The sequence below is a fragment of the Myroides odoratimimus genome (genome assembly GCF_001485415.1).
GTDB lineage: Bacteria > Bacteroidota > Bacteroidia > Flavobacteriales > Flavobacteriaceae > Flavobacterium > Flavobacterium odoratimimum.
Genome location: NZ_BCMQ01000004.1, coordinates 23,689 through 44,567, shown reverse-complemented (window position 1 = coordinate 44,567; position 20,879 = coordinate 23,689). Strand labels below are relative to the sequence as shown.

Genomic DNA, 20,879 nt, shown 5'->3' with positions numbered 1-20,879 from the left:
AAATATATAAAAAGTATCAATTATGAAAAAAAACCTTAATATATTATTAACGAGTTGTTTTCTTTCTTTATTTTTAATTGGTTGTAGCAATTCAAAACAAAGTAACAAGGGAGCAATATCTTCTAATGCTGCTGAAAAAGTATATGTAGCACCCGGCGAATATGATGAATACTATGGTTTCTTTTCTGGTGGTTTTAGTGGACAATTATCTGTCTATGGCCTACCATCAGGAAGGCTTTTTAAAGTAATTCCTGTATTCTCACAAGATCCGGAAAAAGGATATGGATATAGTGAAGAGACTAAACCAATGTTAATGACTTCTCATGGCTTCGTACCTTGGGATGACTCTCACCATCCTGATATCTCTCAAACAAATGGAGAGCTTGACGGAAGATGGATATTTATCAATGGTAATAATACTCCGCGTATTGCTAGAATTGACTTAGAAGATTTCAGTACAGCAGAAATTATAGAAATTCCGAATAGTGCTGGTAACCACAGTTCTTCTTTTGTAACAGAAAACACAGAATACGTAGTAGCAGGTACTAGATTCTCTGTACCTATTCCACAAAGAGATATGCCTATTAAAGATTATAAAGGTAACTTTAAAGGGTCATTATCTTTTATCAAAGTTGATCAAGATTCAGGAGATATGGACTTAGCCTTCCAAATTCAAATGCCTGGTTTTAACTATGATTTAGCACACCCTGGTAGAGGTAAATCTCATGGATGGTTCTTCTTTACTACTTATAATACAGAAGAAGCGCATAGCTTACTAGAGGTCAATTCATCACAAAATGACAAAGACTTTATAGCTGCTGTAAACTGGAAAAAAGCAGAAGAATATATCAAAGCAGGGAAAGGTAAAAAAATGCCTGCAAAATATGCTCATAACAAGTTTGACAATAATACTCACACTGCTACAAGTACAATGAAAGAAGAAGTTCTTGTCTTAGATGCTAGTGAGCTTCCTGGATTAGTTTACCTACTTCCTACTCCTAAATCACCTCACGGTTGTGACGTTGATCCTTCAGGAGAATACATTATCGGAAATGGAAAATTATCTGCTAACCTAACCGTTCACTCTTTTACTAAAATGTTAGATGCAATCGAAAAGAAAAAGTTTGATGGTGAAGCTTATGGATTGCCTATTCTAAAATTTGACGATGTACTTGCAGGAGTAGTAGAACAACCTGGATTAGGACCTCTTCACACTGAATTTGATGGAAAAGGAAATGCTTATACTACTTTCTTTATTTCTTCAGAAGTAGTTAAATGGAAATTAGGAACTTGGGAGATTATTGATAGAAAACCTACTTATTACTCAGTAGGTCACTTAATGATCCCTGGTGGTAACTCTAGAAAACCTGATGGCAAATACATGGTAGCAATGAATAAGATAACTAAGGATAGATATTTACCTGTAGGACCTGATCTTAACCACTCAGCTCAATTGTATGATATCTCAGGGGATAAAATGGAGTTAATCCTCGATTTCCCAACTATTGGAGAACCACACTACGCTGCTGCTATTAAAGCAGATAAAATTAAAAACAAATCTAGACAAATCTACAAACTGGATGAAAATAAACACCCTGCAGTAGCTAAGTCACCTAAAGACACTAAAGTTATTAGAAAAGGGAATGAAGTACATGTATACATGACTATGATTAGAAGTCACTTTACTCCTGATAATATTGAAGGTGTTAAAGTTGGAGATAAAGTATTCTTCCATATTACAAACCTAGAACAAGATTTTGACGTTCCTCACGGTTTTGCAATGTTAGGAGCTAATACAACTGAGTTACTTATAACTCCTGGTAAAACAGAAACTATTGTATGGGAACCAAAACAAGTCGGAGTCTGGCCGTTCTACTGTACAGATTTCTGCTCTGCATTACACCAAGAAATGCAAGGTTATGTTAGAGTATCACCTGCCGATTCTAAAATTGAATTGTCATGGTCGTTAGATGATGAATAAGTAGCCATCCTCTAAATTATACGTATTATTTTATTTAATTCTTTAAAGGACAAAGCTTATAAGCTTTGTCCTTTATTAAAAAATGTAAAATGAGAAATTCATCCATATTAATGATAATAGGTTCATCTTTACTATTATCGTTATTCTACTTCCCCTTGTGGAATATAGAACTAGGAGCCCCTCAATATCCCATCCCTTTAGGTATGGACATATATATAGATGGGATTAAAGGTGTTCAAGAATTTGATCTTCAAAACATAGATGGTCTTAATCACTATATTGGAATGAAAACAATTCCTAAACCTGAACAAATGTGGGAATTCACAGTCTTTCCTATTGTAATCGCTTCAATGGCTGTCTTAGGTATTGCTATTGGTATAGCTGGATTATTTAATAAAGTAAAACCCAGTTTATTCTTAGGTTGGTTGATTTTAATGGCTGTATTAGGAATAGCAGGCATGTATGACTTCAATCTTTGGTTAATAGAATATGGAAGTGATTTAGATCCACATGCCATTATGAAAATGGTAGATTCAGCTGGTAATCCACTTACCTATGAACCTCCCCTATTTGGTCATCGAAAAATCTTAAACTTTGATGCATATTCTTATCCTCATACAGGGGCATATTTAATGGCATTCGGTATGTTATTAACTTTTATTGCTTACTTAATAGGCCGAAAAATAAAAAACAATTAATATGAAAACTTATTACTTAATTGGTATTATACTTCTTTTTTGTTCATGTACAGCTAAAATCTCTCCTATCGAATATGGAGTAGACAATTGTGATTTCTGTAAAATGGGGATAGTAGATAACAAGCATGCCTCACAGGTAGTCACAGATAAAGGAAAGAACTATAAGTTTGACGCAATTGAATGCATGATTTCTTATACAGCGGAAAACGAACAAAATCAAGGACCTTATTTACATATACTTGTTTCTGATCTTACAAATCCAGGTACTTTAATCCCTGCTAAAGAAGCTACTTTTATTATTTCTAAGAACATCCCAAGCCCAATGGGGGCATTCTTATCTGCGACCAAGACAAATCAAGAAGCACAAAAACTTATAGAACAAAACTCTGGCAAAATATACACCTATACAGATATTGTTAAACAAATAAAAAGACATTAAAAATCGTCACCTATTCAAACAAAATCTCACATACTTATGAATCTAATATTTAAAAATTTTCTGTTTTTATTGTTACTTACACAAGGGTTTTGTGGGGTTGCTAAGACTATCACTGTCAGTAGAAATTCAACTATTACATCCATTAAGAAAGCTATTGAACTTGCCGAAGACAACGATGTAATAAATGTTGAGTCAGACACATATAAGGAAACAGATATTTTAATAAATAAACCTCTAACCATAAAAGGAAACAACGCAACTATAGATGGTGATAACAAAGGAGAAATTTTTATAGTAAAGGCTAATGATGTGACAATACAAGACTTCAAAATCATTAATGTGGGTACTAGCTATATTAAAGATTATGCCGCAATTAGAGTACGAGAAAGTCAAAACTTTGTAATTAAAAATAACATCATTGAAGACTTATTCTTTGGTATTTACTTAGAAAAATCTAAAAATGGAAAAGTCTTAAATAACAAGATCTATGGAAAAGCTAAGAGCGAGTTTAATTCTGGAAATGGCATACAACTCTGGTATAGCAACTATATAGAAATAAAGAATAATTATGTAGAGAAAGTTAGGGACGGTATCTATCTAGAATTCTCAAGTTACTGTACAATAGATAATAACATTAGTAAACAAAATGTTAGATATGGACTCCACTTTATGTTTTCTAATAATGATACAGTCTCTAACTGCTCTTTTACAAAGAATGGTGCTGGCGTTGCTATTATGTTTTCTAAATTTATGAAGATGTATCATAATACCTTTAGTGATAATTGGGGATCTGCTGCATACGGAGTACTGTTAAAAGAAGTTAATGATACGAGTATTTCTTACAATCTATTTAAAAATAATACAACAGCAATAAATATTGAAGGATCTAATAGAGTGGAATATCTTCACAATGACTTTGTCAACAACGGATGGGCTATCAATTCTAAGGGAGCTAATTATCAAAATAAAGTCAACAACAACAACTTCCTAAATAACTCTTTTGATTTACTATATCAAGGTCAATTGAATCAGAATAGTTTTGAAGGAAACTACTGGAGTAACTATTCAGGTTATGATCTTGATAAAGATGGTATAGGCGATGTCCCGTATAGACCTATTCGACTATTTTCTTATGTGGTAAATAAAACACCTGAATCTATAATCTTTTTACGCAGTCTATTTGTGGATATTATTGATTTCTCTGAAAAAGTAGCACCTGTATTCACACCTGACAATCTAATTGATTCTAAACCTTTTATAAAACAAATTAAACATGATAGCAATAAATGATTTACATAAAAAATTTGGAGAAATACAAGTTTTAAAAGGTATTGACTTAAGCATAGAAGAAGGAGTCATAGCAATCTTGGGTCCTAATGGAAGTGGTAAAACAACTCTGAATAAATGCATACTGGGTATGGTGTTCCCTGATAAAGGGACAATATGTATCAATGACCAAGAAATATCAAAAAATTGGAACTATAGAAAAGATATTGACTACTTACCTCAGATAGCAAACTTTCCGAATAATATCACGGTATTAGAGTTAATCAAAATGATTAAAGATCTTAGAAATGAAAAATCTATTGACGAAAGCTATTACATTGATATTTTTAAGCTTTCTCCTTTCTTAAACAAAAAACTAAACAAACTCTCTGGTGGTACAAAACAAAAGGTAAACCTCCTACTTACATTCTTATTTGACAATCCTATACTAATACTTGATGAACCTACTACAGGTTTAGACCCAGCTGCATTAATTATCTTAAAAGAACTTATAATTAGAGAGAAGAAAAAAGGTAAAATAATACTTGTTACTTCACATATTATGAGCTTTGTAGAGGAGGTCTCTGATAAAATTGTTTTTATACTTGAAGGAAAGATTTACTTTAATGGTACTATTCAAGAACTCAAAAATTTAACTAAACAAGATAATTTTGAACATGCCATTGCTAATATTTTAACTGACAATTAATTATGCTTAAAATTCTTAAATATAGTTTCTACGATCTGATCAGAAGTAGATGGAGTTATATCTACTTACTATTCTATCTAGCATTAGGATTTGTTCTACTATTCCTAAATAATGACATAGGGAAAGCAATTATTACACTTATGAATATAATTATTGTGCTAGTCCCTCTGATAAGTACAATATTTGGAATTATGTACTATTATGATTCTAAGGAATTCACTGAGTTATTACTAGCATTACCCATTAAAAGATCATCTATTTTTATAGGCCAATATCTAGGAGTTGCTTTATCCTTATCTATGAGTTTACTTATTGGATTAGGTATTCCATTTATATGTTACGGATTATTCGCCTCAGATATCATTACTCATTTTATCCTACTGCTCACTACAGGTACCTTTCTGACATTTATCTTTAGTGCTTTAGCCTATAATATTGGATTAAAAAATGAGAATAAGATAAAAGGTTTTGGATTCTCTATTTTATTATGGCTTTTTTTAGCTGTTATATACGATGGTATATTTTTGAGTATATTAATGATCTTCGGAGATTACCCTTTAGAAAATATATCACTAATAGGTACTATTCTAAATCCTATAGATTTATCTCGTATTTTAATCATATTAAAACTTGATATATCAGCACTTCTAGGGTATACCGGTGCAGTTTTCAAGAAATTCTTTGGAGACAATTTGGGTAGTACTATATCGTTTTTTATTCTTTTATTATGGGCAGCTATTCCAGTTTTTTCTATTTATTTAACTTCTAAAAAGAAAAACTTTTAGTGTTATTTTTTTTATTTTTGAGTATGTTGGATCAACAGAGCCTATGGCTCTGTTGATCTTTTTTTAGATAAATAATTTACCTCTCTCTATACGAAGCAAGTGCTTTTTCTCAAGTTCTTTAATTGCTCGGATAACAGTTTCAACTCTTAATCCTGTCATATCAGCTATTTGTTGGCGTGTTAACTCTATACGTAATTCACCTTTTCCTCTTTGTCTATTTTTTACAAATCCAAGTAATGTTAATACCCTTTTTTCTGAATTATTACATGATATCTTAGGTGCCATAATAGACTTATAATACAACCTATAACATAAAAATTGCAATAACTCATAACAACATTCCTTCTCTTTCTTTAATAATCTAAAGAAATCTTCTTTTGCAATTAAAATTATACTACTATGAGTCAGAGCAATTGCACTAGTTGGGTAATTAATTCCTATAAACAAAGGCGGTTCACCAAAACTTTCTCCATCTGAAAATATTCCCTGAATAAATTCTTTACCTTCATCGTTTAAATTACTCATCTTTACTTTGCCCTCTACTATTTGGTGATAATACTTTGCTTCTTCACCTTGAACAACAATAACATCTGACTTATTAAATTCCCTAATAAATCCATTGTAACGTAGTAAAATTTCAGCATCAATCATAAAAATAAGTTTTAATATTATATGTTCTAAATTTACAACATATTCTCCCTAAAACATATTAATAATACGAATAAACTCTTCAAAATATCAATAAATACATATAAATCATATCAAAAAAATATTTCTACAATAAAACAAATTTATCCGATTTTATTCTCAATTATAACTTATAATATTATAAATACAATAACCTTTGTTATTACTAAAATTTAGTTAGTTTTTGAACTCTACCCTTTATTTTAATCGTATAGTTAAAAAAGCTAAACTTAATATTATTGGAATTTTAATTCACTCTATTTTTTAGAAGATTAGAGAATAGAAACTTATTTAATAGATTTTGACTAAGTACAAATACCACAAAAAGGATTTGACATTAGAATAAACCAAAAAGAACTACTTTAACTAAAAAACTTAATAACCTATTGGGGTAAAATTTTAGAAATTTCATTTAATGAAGAACTAATATCATTACATATTTGATCTAACAACAAATCACTTTTTCTATCTTTAAAAGGTTCAGCTATTTCAGCAACCACAGCATCTAAACTAATAAACGTATATGATATAAAAAAAACAAAAAAAGGCATAAACCAAGACATTGAGCCTAATAAGCCAAAAGGTAAGAGAAAGCAGAAAATATAAATAGTCCTATGCAATAATACAAAATATACGAAGGGAATTTTTGTATCTACAATACGTTCACATGCACCTAACACTTTTGATAATTCTTCAATATTATGATTCATTCTAGCACGTATAATAAAATCAATTCGCCCATTAATAAACTGTTCATTTGTCCAATTTGTTAATTCATTCAAAAGATAAGCTGACTTAAATTCTTTTTGACGCAAATTATTATATATATCTTCTGCGATCAACGGAGTTAAATCATTCCAATTATTCTTATTTTTTAACTCTATATTAAGTGTATAACAAAAAGCAACAATGATATTAACTCCATTTCTTTTATCTTGAATTGTAAAATTAGAATCTTCCTTTATTAAATTAAGAATTTGAAAAGTTAAAGATCTACTATGTGACATTAAATTAGCTAATTGTTTATTACCTTCTTTAAAACGATCATATGCAGCATTATTACAAAAACCTAAGAAAATAGCTAAAGATATACCTACAAAAGAAAAAATTTCAACATTCAATGGCAATACTACTTTAGGAAAAAAATATCCCATAAAATATACTAACCACGACAAACTAAAAATAATTAAAAGTATTGGAATCGTTTTTCTTAAAACCAAATCTTTTTTATCACATAATATCATAATTTTTTTTCTTTTTGATCCATAATAAATATATTGTACTAATCTAAATTTCACGATATAACTAACCTTCCCTATTATAAACTCTCTCAACTTTAATAAAGAACTTATAAAGAGAATAAACATAAAAATTAGCTCATTAAAACTAATAAAGTTACTACGTATTTTTCTTATTTTTGTAACCAAAACTACATACTTATGTAGTTGATATATTAACAAATTATAAATTACAACACTATATCAATCAATATTATACAATGTATAAAAGAAAAAAAATAACGAATCACAACCTTTTCAAATTAATCTTAGTTTCCGGTTTTATCAGTATATGTAGTTTAGTTTTAGTTTTTATGACTCAAAAATTAACAGAACATGTAGAGGAATTCCTTTTTGAGACTATATCAAACACACAAAAAGCATTATTTATAATATTCCCTTCGATAGGTATAACTTCAATTTACTTCTTACGTAAACTACTTTTCAAAGGTCGTAAAAATAAAGGAATTACAGAAATATATAAAACACTTGATCAACGAAAAAATCACTTACCTATATTTAAGATTCCCTCGCATTTAATCAATGGTTTTTTAACCGTATCTACTGGAGGTTCAACTGGTATAGAAGTATCATCAGTAGTAGCAACAGCTACAGTTGGCAACGTAATACACAACAGACACTTTTCTGCAAATATCTATAAAAAAGAACTAATTTGCTCAGGAGTAACTGCGGCAGTAGCTCTATTATTTGCAAGTCCATTAGCTGGATTTTTGTTTGCAATAGAAGTAATTGCACGAAAAAAAAGTAAAACCTTATTTTTAAGTTGCGGAACATCTGCAATATTATCTTGGATATTTTTACTATTATTTAATTATAAACCTTTAATCCCATTACACATAGAAAAGTGGAATGTTTATGCAATTCCATTATTTTTATTGTTAAGTTTAATAGCTGCACTTTTATCTATTTATTTTACATTACTTGTTACACGAATTAAAAAAATATTTGGTAATATTAATAATAATTTTGTACGAGTAAATCTTGGTGCTATTTCTGTTGGTTTATTTATTTTTATACTTCCAACATTATATGGAGATAGTTATCACGGATTAAAGAGTATATTAAATAACCTTGATTCAATACCAATATATACCTTAGCTATCTTAATATTAATAAAACCTTTGGCTGCATCCTTAACACTAGGAGCTGGTGGAGATGGTGGAGTATTTGCACCAAGTATAGTTGCTGGCGCATTTTTAGGTCTTTTGTTTGCTCAAATTTGTAACACCTACTTTGATTTACAGTTAATTTTATTAAATTTTGCATTAGTTGGAGCAGCTGCTACCTTATCTGCATCAATTTATGCTCCATTAACAGCTATAATTTTAGTATGTAATTTAGTACCTAATGGGTACTTATTATTTTTACCATTATTCTTGTGTAGTTTTACTGCAAATTATTTTTCAAAATTAATCTTACCCTATAATGTATATACCTACGATTTTTACTTAGAACACGCCCCAATAATTAAAAAAGATAGAGATTAATCGAGGGCACTGAAAAAGTGAGCTATTTCTGAGTTTTTCGTTTTCAAAGGCACAAAAAAGACGCTTTAAAAGAGTTTTAATAGAACCTTTCTTTAAAGCGTTTTTTTATTTAATTAAATTGAGTTAAATATCTTGGAGCTTATTTAAGCATAAATAGGCTTTTTTATACATGATAATAGATCCTATAGAATCACCTTATAGTAATTTCAGTATTCTTTTTAGGTTTACAGTAAAAATAGCCAGGGCACCTTGCATTTGCATAGAGGTTAAGCCATAAGAAATCGCTGTATCATATCCATGTACATTCTTTAGTTCGGCATTTTTAGCTTCAATTTTGTAGCGATGTTTCGATTGTTCTTTAAACTCTTGTGTTTGTTCAAAAGCTATTTGATCTAAATGTGTTTGACTTGATATAGAAACAGAATATGATTTAGTTTTTGCCCCTGGTTTATAACACCCCTCTCTTAAAGGGCATTGTTTACATTTCTCTACATCAAAATAATATGTTTTGACTTGATTAACGTTATCTCTTTTTTGCCTTGAGTGGCCTTTCTAATAGCTAAATGACCAGCAGGACAGACAAACATATCAGCATCTTTGTTAAAATCAAATTGGTCTTCTTTTTTCTTGCTCCTTGACTAATAACTGGGTTTACTTTAGAAATGACCTTAATTTTATTCTCTTTTGCATATACTAAATTGTCTTTTCCAGAGTATGCCCGATCTCCTATGACAGATTTAACAGTCATTCCATTTTTAATAGACTCTTCTATTAATGTAGGTAATACTGGACCATCTCCTTTTTCACCCGAAGTTACTATTGCAGCAGTGATAATACGTTCTTTACTCATAGCTATATGAGTTTTGTATCCCAAGAAAGATTCTTCTTTAGATTTATAACCTATTCCATCGTCTTGATCTTTAGATAGATCGCGTTGCTCTTGCACGTCTTGTCTTCTAAAGCTTCTTTTAAAACATTGATTTTCTCACTTACTTTCGGTAAACTACTAATAGTTTGTCTTTCCTCTAAGCAATCAAGTAGTTCTTTACAATAAGTCATTTCATTTTCCACAATGTCATCTGTATTTTTAGCGGGTAATTGATCTTTCAGATTAGCATCTGTCTCATAAACAACTTTACGTAAGTTCTTTGATCGATATCTTAGGAACTCTATCGATGATGTTGAATTTGATCTACTTTGAGTATGAGTTGCATCAACTATTATAGAATCTGATTTGATTATTCCTTTTGCTACTGCTAAGGCTACAGATTTACTAATCAATAATTCTAAAAGGGCAGTATCTTCAAGGCGTAATTTTCTAAACTTAGTCAAGGTGCTTGCATCTATGACAGGTTCTTCAATTGTCATATCTAAGAAATATTTAAATGACAAGCCATAACGTGAGCGTTCTACTACATCTACATCGGATATATCAAATATGGTCTTTAATAATAGATATTTAAAAAGGCGTATAGGGAAATAAGCCATTCGGCCTTTAGTAGAGCTATATTTACTTGATAATTCCTCATAGATAAAACTGAAGTCAACTAAATCATTTATCTTACGTAAAGTGTTGTTTTTAGGAACCAACATGTCATATAACTCTGAATATTTACTAAAAGATATTGTTTCTTGATGACCGATCATAATATTATATGTATCTCCGTTTTTAGTCATAAGCAGTAATATTGGCAATAATAAGCCTATCAAAGAGCTTATCACCAAAGTACCTTCTATTAAGGTTTATAAACGAATTCATCTAAGTACGCTTGAAGATATTTTCGTTTAATTTTATGGTAATTTCCCAGTAGATTTCTTTTGGCATTACTGATAGCTATATGTACCCATTTAAGAGTTTCTTTTGTTGTTTGTTCTGATGATTTTTCAGTGATATGTATCTGAACAAAATCTGAAATATCTACATAAGAAGTACTCTTGTCAGTTAAGACAATACTACTTTCTTGAATATTTTTCTTAATCATTTCATTAACACCTTCAGCTTTATGATCTTCTAAAACAACAGCTTTAAAAAAGCGTACATGATTTTGTTTTTCACCAGTTTTTATGTCCTCTAAAAACTGTACTCTCTGCCATAATTGCAACATTTTGGACACCTGTAGAGCCACGACCACTTTTTGTTTTAGACTTCTCTATTTCAGATGTTTATACTTTAAAATACCCCTGATCCATCTCTAACATTCCTTCTAAAGTATATTTGCTATCTCTATTGCCCATTGCATTGCGAAGTTTATGTACCATTGCCCATACTGACTCATATCTTTTTAGTCCTAATTACTTCTGAATTTCTAAAGTAGAAAAGCCTTTCTTGGTCGCTGTCATTAAGAACATTGTTTTATACCATATTAGAAAAGATAACTTAGAATATTCCATTGTTGTTCCACTTTTTAAAGTCATACGAGAACGACATTTCTTACATTTATAACTCCATCTACTTTGAATCCAATAGTGGGCGTCATGACCACATCTTTGACAAGTGACTCCTAATTTGTCGCGTTGTTCTTTAAAGTGCAAACGGCATGCTTCTTCACTTGTAAATTCGGCTGAAAAGGTAAATAGATTGGCCATATGATTTCTCTCTTTTAGAATGCAAATATACCATTATGTCATTAAACGGAGATACATTTAATATTATCTATTTATGGGGCATATCTAAAAAAACAAAGGGTTAAAATAAGAATCATTTAGATTCTTATTTTAACCCTCATACTATTTTAGGACTTTTTCAGTGCCCTCGATTAATCTTTATCTTTTTTAATTATTGGGATCAACATTCCATAAATAAAGTATGAAATTATACTAACTTCATGTTTTGCCCCCTATAAACCTAGAGTATTTTTAAATTTTTAAAGTATAATGTTTTAGGCTACTTTTTCTCTGCTACAAATCAAGTGTTTGTCCTTTTCCCATTTCTCTATTGGAGTGATTTTTCCAAGCAAACCATGTAGTCTTTTGTTATTATAAAATACTACGTACTTCTTTAATATTTGTTCTATTTGTCCAAAAGTAAAGTATTCAAATTTAGTAAAAACCTCTCTTTTTAAAGTACCGTGATAGGCTTCTATGTGAGCATTTTCCTCTGGTGTTGCGACGTGTGTAAATTCTTGTGATACACCTACTAAGGAAAGATATTCTCTTACATTCTTGGCAATAAATTGACTGCCATTATCCGATCTAATAACCACATTTTTAGGGTAATCTAACTCTTCAAAAAGCCCTGACAATAATTCTATTACCTGCTTCTGCTTAATATTAAAGCTGAAGTAGTCTTTTAATATTCTACGACTGTGTACATCAATTACAGAAAGTAAATAAGCATTTTTACCTTTTTGTGGTATCCATACCATCTTAATATCCATTTCAATACACTCTAAGGGTCTTGTAGTCTTTACTTTACGATGCTTAACGTACTTCTTATCCGAATGATCTCTAGTTATACGAGTTTGTAAAAGCTTGGCGCTTTTCATGATACGAAATACTTTTTTATGGTTAATGGTGTACCCTTCGCGTTTAAGATACTCGCTCATCATACGGTAACCACAATCCATAAAATCACCCCTTAAAAGCTCTTTAATTGCCTCTACAACAGTTTGTTCATTAACCCAACCTTGGGTTTTATGATAGGTTAATAAAGTAGCTTTATTACCTTTTGACTTGCCAGAACCCTTGAAGTAGTACGTGCTTTCACTTAAGCCAACCCAATGTATTAGTTTAGCTTTACTTTTTTGATATTTACTATAAAAGTATTCTACCAGATCTTTTTTGGATCGGATGTCCCAAACTTTTTTTTTAGTAGTTCACGTTGAACTTCTAATTCTATTTCTTTATCACTTAGTAGTTTACGAAGAATCTTATTTTCTTCTTCTGCTTTTTTAAGTTCTTTTGATTTGTCAGAAACAGCAGGTCTTAATCCTGATTCTCCTTGAGAATCGAATTTCTTCTTCCATGAGTAGAAAGTACCTGTACTTAAACTGTGTTTACGACAACTTTCTATTGCCCCATTTTCTTCTGCTTCTTGTAAAATTGATAGCTTCTCAGATAAGCTCCATTTCTTGTATTTCATAAGTCCAAAGTTATGTAATTAATTTACTAATTTCACTCCAGCTTATTTAGGGGCTAATATACTTCATTCGGTAAAGAATAAAACTAAAAACTTTTTCCTTGTTCTTTTTTACCGAATTTTTCTTCTCCTTACCTTATAAATTTTAATATAAGATTTTACAGGATATTGTCGTTTATGTGGAATATTATTAAAAATAATTGCCACTATAAACAAAATACTAACACCCGTAATTATGGGAGAAAATACATATTCATAACCTAAACTGGTTATACTATTCCCCCCTGTAACAGCAATTAAAGCTGTAGCTCCTCCTGGTGGATGAAGTGATTTAGCCATTTGCATACCTATAATAGATAGAGAAACTGCCAAAGGAGCTGCTACCCATACATATTGTCCAAATAACTTATATACAGTAACACCAATTATTGCAGAAATAATGTGACCAAAAAATAAATTTTTAGGTTGAGCAAGTGGACTACCTATAGCTCCATAAATTAACACACAGCTTGCTCCAAAAGATCCCACCAAGAATGTAAGGTCTTGCTTAGAAAACTCCTTAAAATGCAAAAAACTAATAATACCTAAACCTATAAATGAACCTATAAAGGCCCAAAAATGCTCACTAAAGTCTACCAGTGTTTCTTTATAAAGCAGATAACGAGTTCTGCGATACATTTTATTCTTTTTTATTGACATTTGCTCAAATTATACGTACTTACAAATATATTATATCGCAACATTAAAAAATTATTTTATATAATATAATTCTTAGTACACGACAAAAGTATTAAATAGTTGATTTTAAGATAAATAAAGGACGGGGTAATTTGTAAAAAAGGCTAAAATTCAGTATATTAAAGGTTTACTTCTGACATAATGCCTTTAAAAACAAACAACAGCCTAGAGTACAAAAATACAGAACTTCAAACAACTTTAAAAGCTAATTTTAAAGGTAAATTAGGGTTAGCTAGGATCCGACTTATTTGTTTGTTTATCGTCTCTCTATGCAAAGTAAAGTCTGTGAATTTTTCTAAAGTATCAACTGGACTTGACAACTGTGCCGAAACTAGTAGTAACTATAGACGTATTTTAGCGTTTTATATCTTCAGCTGAATTGAAATTGGAATGGATATCTCGACTAATATTTGCACTTATTTCTACTGAGGAATCTTATGTTCTTGTGATGGATCGCACCAATTGGAAGTTTGGCAAACAAGACATAAACATCTTAATGCTAGGTATTAGTTATAAGAACATGTGTTTTCCAATACTATTTAAAATGTTAGATAAACGCGGTAATTCAAATACAAATGAGCGAAAAGAACTTATCAATACTTTTATTGATTGGGTTTGGTAAAGATTGTATTAATTGTGTGTGAGTATTTAATTCACGCAATAATAAAAGTGAGTTCTTAATAATTATTTCTATTCTAAATTAATGAAACCAATAAGACACTAAACGAACTTTTAAAATGAAACCACCATATTCTAGTAGATAGAATATATTAATTGAGAAGAGTTACACTAGAAAACCTCGTTATAAAACTTTTTTTAAGGATACTACACCAGTAAGCCTCTCTTATTCATAAAAAAGCCCCAAAAAGTTAAACACTTTTTGGGGCATATCTTTAATTTTAAAGAATTAATTACTTAGAGTTTAAATAATTAATTGCTTCATTTAAAACTCTATCTATAAAAGTAGGTGAGCTCATTTGCGCTACTTCACTATCTGTTAGTGGAGATACTTGAATATTTGGTTTGATACCAACACCCTCTACTATAACACCCTCAGTGTCTTTCATAGCTAATAATGGCATATAGAATTTTAATTTACCTCCCGCAATCTCGTCTCTAGTACCTCCATTAAAATCATCTACAGCACCTAATCCTGCTGTTGCTCCAGCGCTATAGTCTCCTACACTTACTACATGATTTCCTTGTGACTTCAGCATTAATGTAGTGATTTCAGACATACTTGCACTACCTTTATCTGTTAAAACAGCAATAGGAATATTAGCTGGAATCCCAAAATTATGCGGTTTAGTCTTAGCCTCTACCCATGGAGTATAATTGAATCTACCATTTCCTTCTCTTGTTCTTTGGTAAGCAAATACAGCATTTTTAGTAATAAAACGATCTGAAATGAAACGTGCATCTACAACAGCTCCACCACCATTAGAACGTAGATCTATTATTATTTTCTTAATTTCCCCAGTATGTAATGGGTTTAAGAACTTCTGATAAAACTCTCCTCTAGTTAAAACTTGAGTTAAAGCACCTGTTAATTCTGGAAATCTATAACCAAAATTAACATGATTATCCATAAGACCTATAAACTCACCTACATAGAATTGTGTCGCTTCATTATATAAGCTTCCGTATGGAGCAACCGTTTTATATTTAGGCAATGCATTATAGGCTATTAGAGCATTTTGGGCAGCAAGCATTAGTTCATTACTAACCACTTCAGTTTGGTTAAACTTCGCTGCTTCTTCTATAAATTCTTTATACGCTTTTGAATTAGAATATTCATTGTATTCTTCTAGTATATTAAAGGTTACCTCTTTAATAGCATTACGCATATTCACATCTTCAATAGCCTTTAATTTATCAGAGGTCTCTAAAATATTTTTAGTCAATAATAGTGCATTGCCTTTTCCTGGATTTAAATAATTATTCGCTAATGTTATTTTTAAATTATTAGTTACTGCAAATTGACTAAAAGAAAAATAACAGATATCTGGATTAGATTTTAAATTTCCTGCAATGATTCCAAAACTACCTACATTAGACTTATATGCATTAGCAGTCACTCTATCTTTCATATAGTTATACTTCTGAGCAAATGGATACACATAAGGTCTTACCGTATCAAGTACTCCTCCATAGAGTCTTTCTGTTCTAATAATATTCTTATTAGTTGCAGGAAACTGAATATCAACATAAAAATGGCGATCTATTATTGGATGTGTGATCTCTTTGAAGTAGCGAAAAGCAGTTAAATAATCTTCATGTATTTGACCATCGTCCTCATTAGGTCTACCATAAGTTTGTAGAGCGGCGAATTTAGGGTAATATGTCTTATATACATTATCCCAGTCTAAACCTTCTTGATCTTTCTGCTCATAAAAGTAATTATACTGCTGATCCATTGTCTTCCAAAAAACTTCAAATAAATCGGCATAAGATTTTACATCCCCTGCAGTAAATCTTCTCGAATCAGTAATTGTGATATCATCAGCAGAACAAGAGTTCAAAACTGTTAGTGAAGATAGTGATAATATAGATAAACCAAATATTGTTATTTTATGTTTTACTCTTTTCATCGTGTGTAATTTTATTAAAATTTATAAGCAGCTCCTATAGAAATCATGTGTGAATCTCTAGTGTTCTTTTTATTTCCTGGACTATCGTATTTATAAGTCTCTGTAAGACCATAAAGATAATTATAGCCTAGGTAGACATCTATTTTATCTATGGCATAACCAACTTGAACCTGTCCTTGTAACCCCATAGACAATCTGCGTAACTGATTTTCATTCTTCTTAAAATCATATTTTTCAGAAACTGTCGTATAATTAAACGAACCATCAGGCTGTAACTCAGAAAAAACAGGGTACTGTCCTTTAGTTTTCATTTTTGCCCAATATTCAGTGTAGATACCTCCTGCTGCTTTAACCCAAACTCCATTAGTATTATATGGATTGTTAATTAAGTATCCACCAACTAATAATGGTACAGATATAAAATCATTACTATACTTAGAATACCACCCCTCGCGAGACCCTGTTCTTTCAAATTCATAATTTCTTTGTAGATAAGAAACTCCTGTAGACACAAATATATTCTTCCATACGGCCATCTCTGCAGAAACATTAACTCCAAAACCTCCACGAGAATTATACTTAGAGTCTACTAGATTCGAAATATTAGCATTTAATGAAGTATTAGTATACCCTAAATCAACCCCTACTTTGAATCGGTTTTCTTTTTGTTCAGTTTGCGCATGAAGACTCATGCTAAACATTGAGAGAAAGATAGCTGTTAAGCTACCAAATTTTGTTGAAATCATAATTTATTATTTATTTAGTTAATCTAAAGTAGTTAAAAATAAGTTATATTTAAAACAAAATTAACCAAACTTTATACACACATAACTTAAAAATATTTTTTTTTCTTCACAATTAACCGATTAACATGTATTTTAAATAATTTATTAAACATAATAATTAATTATAATAATTATAACTCAACATGTTATATTAATTATTTATTACATAATCTATAGTTTGTAGGTTCTTTAAAAAACATACGTTTTGAGATAATTGACTTTATTAAAAATGAGAATACTACGAATTGGTAGAGTATTTTTAAAAGCAAACTAAAAAGAAACAAACAATTAAAAAATGCCCAATAAGTATTAGTATTAATCTCTTTAAGACATTTGTAATTGTCTAGACATTCAATCAATGACACCTTAAAATAAGACTATCTTAACTTTTTAGTATTCCAGAATTTCTTTAATCCTATGATAATAAAAGCATTATTTCTTTCAATAGCATACCTTTCTTTGTATAGTTGTTCTTCAAAATAATCATCTTCATTATCTTGTCCATTTTCCATTTCGTTTTGGACAGATACTAGATATTTAGATTTTACCTTTATCAGTCAATATTTTTCTAAGCTTCTGTGAATCAAAACCTGAATCGGCATTAATAAACAATTCTGATAGAGATATTTTTGCTTATACATAAGCCCTAAATAAAGCCTTAACAGGTAAATAACTCCACTTAAATACCTATTTTAGTTTAGATAGTAGAGCATTAACTATCTCATACAGTCGGTTTTTAATTTAAAGCCTCTTTTGGTTAGGGATAAGCATAGTACTATATCTAATTCTATATTATTTTTATGAAGTACTGGGTACACAGGGTTGTAGTTTTTGTTTGTTTTGGTACTCAAATTTTTATACATCTTCTTTATTTTTCAAAAGTCAAGACGACTTCGATATAAAAAAACATTAAATATAAAAAGCTACCTTAAAATAACTAAGGTAGCCTTTTACTAATACAGACGACTTGGTTAAGAGTGTGTCTCTTTAGGTTGAAAAGAAAAAAAATTGTGTATTATAGTTACATTTTACTAATTGGCTAAAAAAAATAAAAACCATCTTTTTCTCATACAACGCAAGCTTGTTGTTCTACTCTTTAAAAGTACATTTTTTTAAATAAAAAAAATATTTTTTTACACCTAAAATTACTTTTTAACATTATTAAGCAATTTTAATTAACCAAAGAATTAAAAACAAACAGCAACCTAATTAATTAACAAATATTCAAAATAAAAACAAATACAACTACATAGTACTAAAAAGAAACCAAGCTTACTAATGGTACTTTTTACTGCATATAATTAATTTAGATGCTTTAAAAGCCTAAAAGTTATATAACTAAGCTTGTTTTTTTTAAAATTTAACTGCGCAACTGTAAAACGTTTTCAAGTTGAATTATATTAAAATCAATACATTAAAAAATCCTTTGACTATAATTTATTATTGTGTTGAAATTAGCTCTTGATAACAATTAGGTATCAATTCCTTTTATCCTAAACTAGTTTAGATAGTATTTTAAATATTTGGTAAACACTCCACAAACAAATTGTTGTTAATTCATCTCTTTATTCCATTATGAATTGAGCAAACATATTGGATTATGATATATTTTGTTTTCTATACGTTGCTTAATAGACGACTTTTCAATGAATTATGTCATTAAACGGAGATACATTTAACTAAACATGAAATCCCAATATATAAACAGGATCTCTTAATTTCTTTCTTCTAAAAGATACTTATAAATCACCCCTCCTACGATAGCTCCTAATATAGGTGCTGTGATAAATAACCAAAGTTGAGGAATATACTCACCTCCTGCAAAAAGTGCTTGCGAAATAGAACGAGCAGGATTCACAGAAGTATTGGTAATAGGAATAGAGATTAAATGAATTAAAGTTAACGCTAGTCCAATGGCTATCCCTGCGAATTTACCACTTGCTTTCTTATCTGTAGCACCTAGAATAATTAGAATAAAGAAAGCTGTTAATACAAACTCTGTAACAAAAGCAGATAGTAGATTAAAACCACTAGGTGATAAATGCCCATATCCATTGGCAGCAAATGCTCCTGGTAACGTATTATCAATACAACAAACTGAACTCCCCATATAGATTAGGTATAATACAACTGCAGCACATATTGCCCCTGCTAGCTGGGAACCGATATAAGGTAGAATTTCTTTTCCTGAAAATCTTCCCCCTATATACATTCCTATAGATACAGCAGGATTAAAATGACCTCCTGAAATAGGCCCTACCGCATAAGCCATAGTCAAAACCGTCAGTCCAAAAGCCAAAGACACCCCTACAAATCCGATTCCTACATCAGGTACCCCTGCAGCAAATAAAGCACTACCACACCCTCCTAATACTAACCAAAAAGTTCCGAAGAACTCAGCAAAATAATTTTTCATAGCAATTTAAATTATGTTTACTATTAAGACTGTCTAAAATAATAATAGTCACATAGTGCGAATATGGTTTAACACTATAAATAAGAATAAATCAAATATATTAACACACCATTAAAAACAAAAAAAATAAGAGTAAAAAGCTTCAATAAAATAATCTAACTAAGTCTAGCATCAAAAACTCATTATTGAGTTTTTAAAATTTTAACCCTAATAGGGATACTATTCACAAGTGTCAAAAAGAAGTAAAACCAATAATAGACAAGAATTATACAACAAATAACAATAATTGTATAAGTATAAAAATAAAAGTGCTTTTACGTCTGTAAAAATTACTTAAAGCCTATCTATATGTTTAAAAAACAAGTATCTTTGTCACATCGTTTTGAACAATTTAGACATTAAATGAAGAAATATCTATCCATATTATTCCTATTCTTATCCTTCCTAGTGACGGCTAGCCCTATTATAGAGTGGTCTTGCACGGAGGAGGTGATGACTTGTGGTATGGAGATAAGTAGTGAAGGTAGTATGTCTTGTTGTAGTGGTGATATGGAGCAAGGTTCTCGCGGTATGGATATGAATATGCCTTGTTGTACAGTTGCTTCACGAGTATTAGTTACCTCTACAGAATTAAAAGTACAAACACCTAAAGTTGTTCAAGATACAAAGGCTAAAACAGCTAATATTAAATCGAAATGGTTTAACTCTAATTACTTAGAAGATTTAAAATCTATTGATTTAGTATCTGTTTCTCCCCTTTCTGTTTCTCCTTCTGGATTTAAGTATAAAGATATAGACCCCCTGTCTTATATCTGTATTTATCGTATATGATATTCTAAAAAAAGTAACTAGTTCACACCTATACCTTTAGGTTACTTTTATATTAGTTACTTCATCCACACCATTTCACTCTATTACTAG

The 20,879-nt window shown here is 30.2% G+C and carries 20 protein-coding genes and 1 pseudogene; 9 read left to right on the top strand and 12 right to left on the bottom strand.

Going from position 1 to position 20,879, the window contains the following annotated elements; all coding sequences use genetic code 11:
• The first annotated feature begins 22 nt into the window (after nt 1-22).
• The 6 genes from nosZ to MODO_RS04905 all read left to right on the top strand — a co-directional run bounded on the left by nosZ (nt 23) and on the right by MODO_RS04905 (nt 5,878).
• Nucleotides 23-1,981, top strand: coding sequence for a Sec-dependent nitrous-oxide reductase (nosZ, locus tag MODO_RS04930; RefSeq protein ID WP_059050810.1), 1,959 nt, complete (start codon nt 23-25; stop codon nt 1,979-1,981).
• An 89-nt stretch (nt 1,982-2,070) separates the two neighbouring features.
• Entirely contained in the window at nt 2,071-2,679 is a 609-nt protein-coding gene (locus MODO_RS04925; protein WP_006263786.1) for a hypothetical protein, read from the top strand.
• 1 nt (nt 2,680) lies between these two features.
• The gene (locus MODO_RS04920) at nt 2,681-3,118 is read left to right on the top strand and encodes a nitrous oxide reductase accessory protein NosL (protein ID WP_016649277.1); all 438 of its coding nucleotides are present in this window, start codon (nt 2,681-2,683) and stop codon (nt 3,116-3,118) included.
• Nucleotides 3,119-3,154: 36 nt separating this feature from the next.
• Nucleotides 3,155-4,408 (top strand): nitrous oxide reductase family maturation protein NosD, encoded by a 1,254-nt coding sequence (gene nosD / locus MODO_RS04915; RefSeq protein ID WP_016649276.1) that lies wholly within the window; start codon nt 3,155-3,157, stop codon nt 4,406-4,408.
• Nucleotides 4,392-5,093, top strand: a complete 702-nt coding sequence (locus MODO_RS04910; RefSeq protein WP_006263789.1) for an ABC transporter ATP-binding protein — start codon at nt 4,392-4,394, stop codon at nt 5,091-5,093. The genes nosD and MODO_RS04910 overlap by 17 nt, the downstream gene beginning before the upstream one ends.
• A 2-nt stretch (nt 5,094-5,095) precedes the next feature.
• Nucleotides 5,096-5,878, top strand: a complete 783-nt coding sequence (locus MODO_RS04905; RefSeq protein WP_006263790.1) for an ABC transporter permease — start codon at nt 5,096-5,098, stop codon at nt 5,876-5,878.
• A gap of 63 nt (nt 5,879-5,941) precedes the next feature.
• Here the strand turns inward: MODO_RS04905 and MODO_RS04900 are convergent, their stop codons facing one another.
• Nucleotides 5,942-6,529 carry a Crp/Fnr family transcriptional regulator gene (locus tag MODO_RS04900; protein WP_059050808.1) on the bottom strand — a complete coding sequence of 196 codons (588 nt, stop codon included), beginning with the start codon at nt 6,527-6,529 and terminating at the stop codon, nt 5,942-5,944.
• Nucleotides 6,530-6,948: 419 nt separating this feature from the next.
• Nucleotides 6,949-7,809 (bottom strand): bestrophin family protein, encoded by an 861-nt coding sequence (locus MODO_RS04895; protein ID WP_006263792.1) that lies wholly within the window; start codon nt 7,807-7,809, stop codon nt 6,949-6,951.
• Nucleotides 7,810-8,063: 254 nt separating this feature from the next.
• Between MODO_RS04895 and MODO_RS04890 the strand changes: the two genes are divergently transcribed.
• Nucleotides 8,064-9,350: a chloride channel protein gene (locus MODO_RS04890; RefSeq protein ID WP_006263793.1), complete on the top strand. Its 1,287-nt coding sequence runs from the start codon at nt 8,064-8,066 to the stop codon at nt 9,348-9,350.
• A 195-nt stretch (nt 9,351-9,545) separates the two neighbouring features.
• Here the strand turns inward: MODO_RS04890 and MODO_RS18890 are convergent.
• From MODO_RS18890 to MODO_RS04860, 6 genes and pseudogenes are all read right to left on the bottom strand, one after another.
• Nucleotides 9,546-10,997: pseudogene (locus MODO_RS18890) on the bottom strand (IS1182 family transposase).
• An 89-nt stretch (nt 10,998-11,086) separates the two neighbouring features.
• Nucleotides 11,087-11,455 (bottom strand): IS1595 family transposase, encoded by a 369-nt coding sequence (locus MODO_RS19565; protein WP_006263795.1) that lies wholly within the window; start codon nt 11,453-11,455, stop codon nt 11,087-11,089.
• 187 nt (nt 11,456-11,642) lie between these two features.
• Nucleotides 11,643-11,936, bottom strand: a complete 294-nt coding sequence (locus tag MODO_RS19560; protein ID WP_235811654.1) for a transposase — start codon at nt 11,934-11,936, stop codon at nt 11,643-11,645.
• Nucleotides 11,937-12,229: 293 nt separating this feature from the next.
• Complete coding sequence (locus MODO_RS04870; protein WP_115283926.1) at nt 12,230-13,123, bottom strand: IS3 family transposase; 894 nt, start codon at nt 13,121-13,123, stop codon at nt 12,230-12,232.
• Entirely contained in the window at nt 13,117-13,431 is a 315-nt protein-coding gene (locus tag MODO_RS04865; protein ID WP_059050801.1) for a transposase, read from the bottom strand. The genes MODO_RS04870 and MODO_RS04865 overlap by 7 nt, the downstream gene beginning before the upstream one ends.
• 108 nt (nt 13,432-13,539) lie before the next feature.
• Complete coding sequence (locus tag MODO_RS04860) at nt 13,540-14,106, bottom strand: HPP family protein (protein ID WP_006263798.1); 567 nt, start codon at nt 14,104-14,106, stop codon at nt 13,540-13,542.
• A 445-nt stretch (nt 14,107-14,551) separates the two neighbouring features.
• Here MODO_RS04860 and MODO_RS19175 point away from each other — a divergent pair, with 445 nt between their 5' ends.
• The gene (locus MODO_RS19175) at nt 14,552-14,788 is read left to right on the top strand and encodes a hypothetical protein (RefSeq protein ID WP_144964295.1); all 237 of its coding nucleotides are present in this window, start codon (nt 14,552-14,554) and stop codon (nt 14,786-14,788) included.
• 289 nt (nt 14,789-15,077) lie between these two features.
• Here the strand turns inward: MODO_RS19175 and MODO_RS04855 are convergent, their stop codons facing one another.
• The 4 genes from MODO_RS04855 to aqpZ all read right to left on the bottom strand — a co-directional run bounded on the left by MODO_RS04855 (nt 15,078) and on the right by aqpZ (nt 19,958).
• Nucleotides 15,078-16,757, bottom strand: coding sequence for a S41 family peptidase (locus MODO_RS04855; RefSeq protein WP_059050799.1), 1,680 nt, complete (start codon nt 16,755-16,757; stop codon nt 15,078-15,080).
• A 14-nt stretch (nt 16,758-16,771) separates the two neighbouring features.
• Nucleotides 16,772-17,503 carry an outer membrane beta-barrel protein gene (locus MODO_RS04850; protein WP_059050797.1) on the bottom strand — a complete coding sequence of 244 codons (732 nt, stop codon included), beginning with the start codon at nt 17,501-17,503 and terminating at the stop codon, nt 16,772-16,774.
• Nucleotides 17,504-17,919: 416 nt separating this feature from the next.
• Complete coding sequence (locus MODO_RS19680) at nt 17,920-18,054, bottom strand: hypothetical protein (protein WP_016649270.1); 135 nt, start codon at nt 18,052-18,054, stop codon at nt 17,920-17,922.
• A 1,202-nt stretch (nt 18,055-19,256) separates the two neighbouring features.
• Nucleotides 19,257-19,958, bottom strand: a complete 702-nt coding sequence (gene aqpZ / locus MODO_RS04845; RefSeq protein WP_006263803.1) for an aquaporin Z — start codon at nt 19,956-19,958, stop codon at nt 19,257-19,259.
• Nucleotides 19,959-20,360: 402 nt separating this feature from the next.
• Here aqpZ and MODO_RS04840 point away from each other — a divergent pair, with 402 nt between their 5' ends.
• Nucleotides 20,361-20,789, top strand: a complete 429-nt coding sequence (locus MODO_RS04840) for a hypothetical protein (protein ID WP_059050795.1) — start codon at nt 20,361-20,363, stop codon at nt 20,787-20,789.
• Nucleotides 20,790-20,879 lie beyond the last annotated feature (90 nt).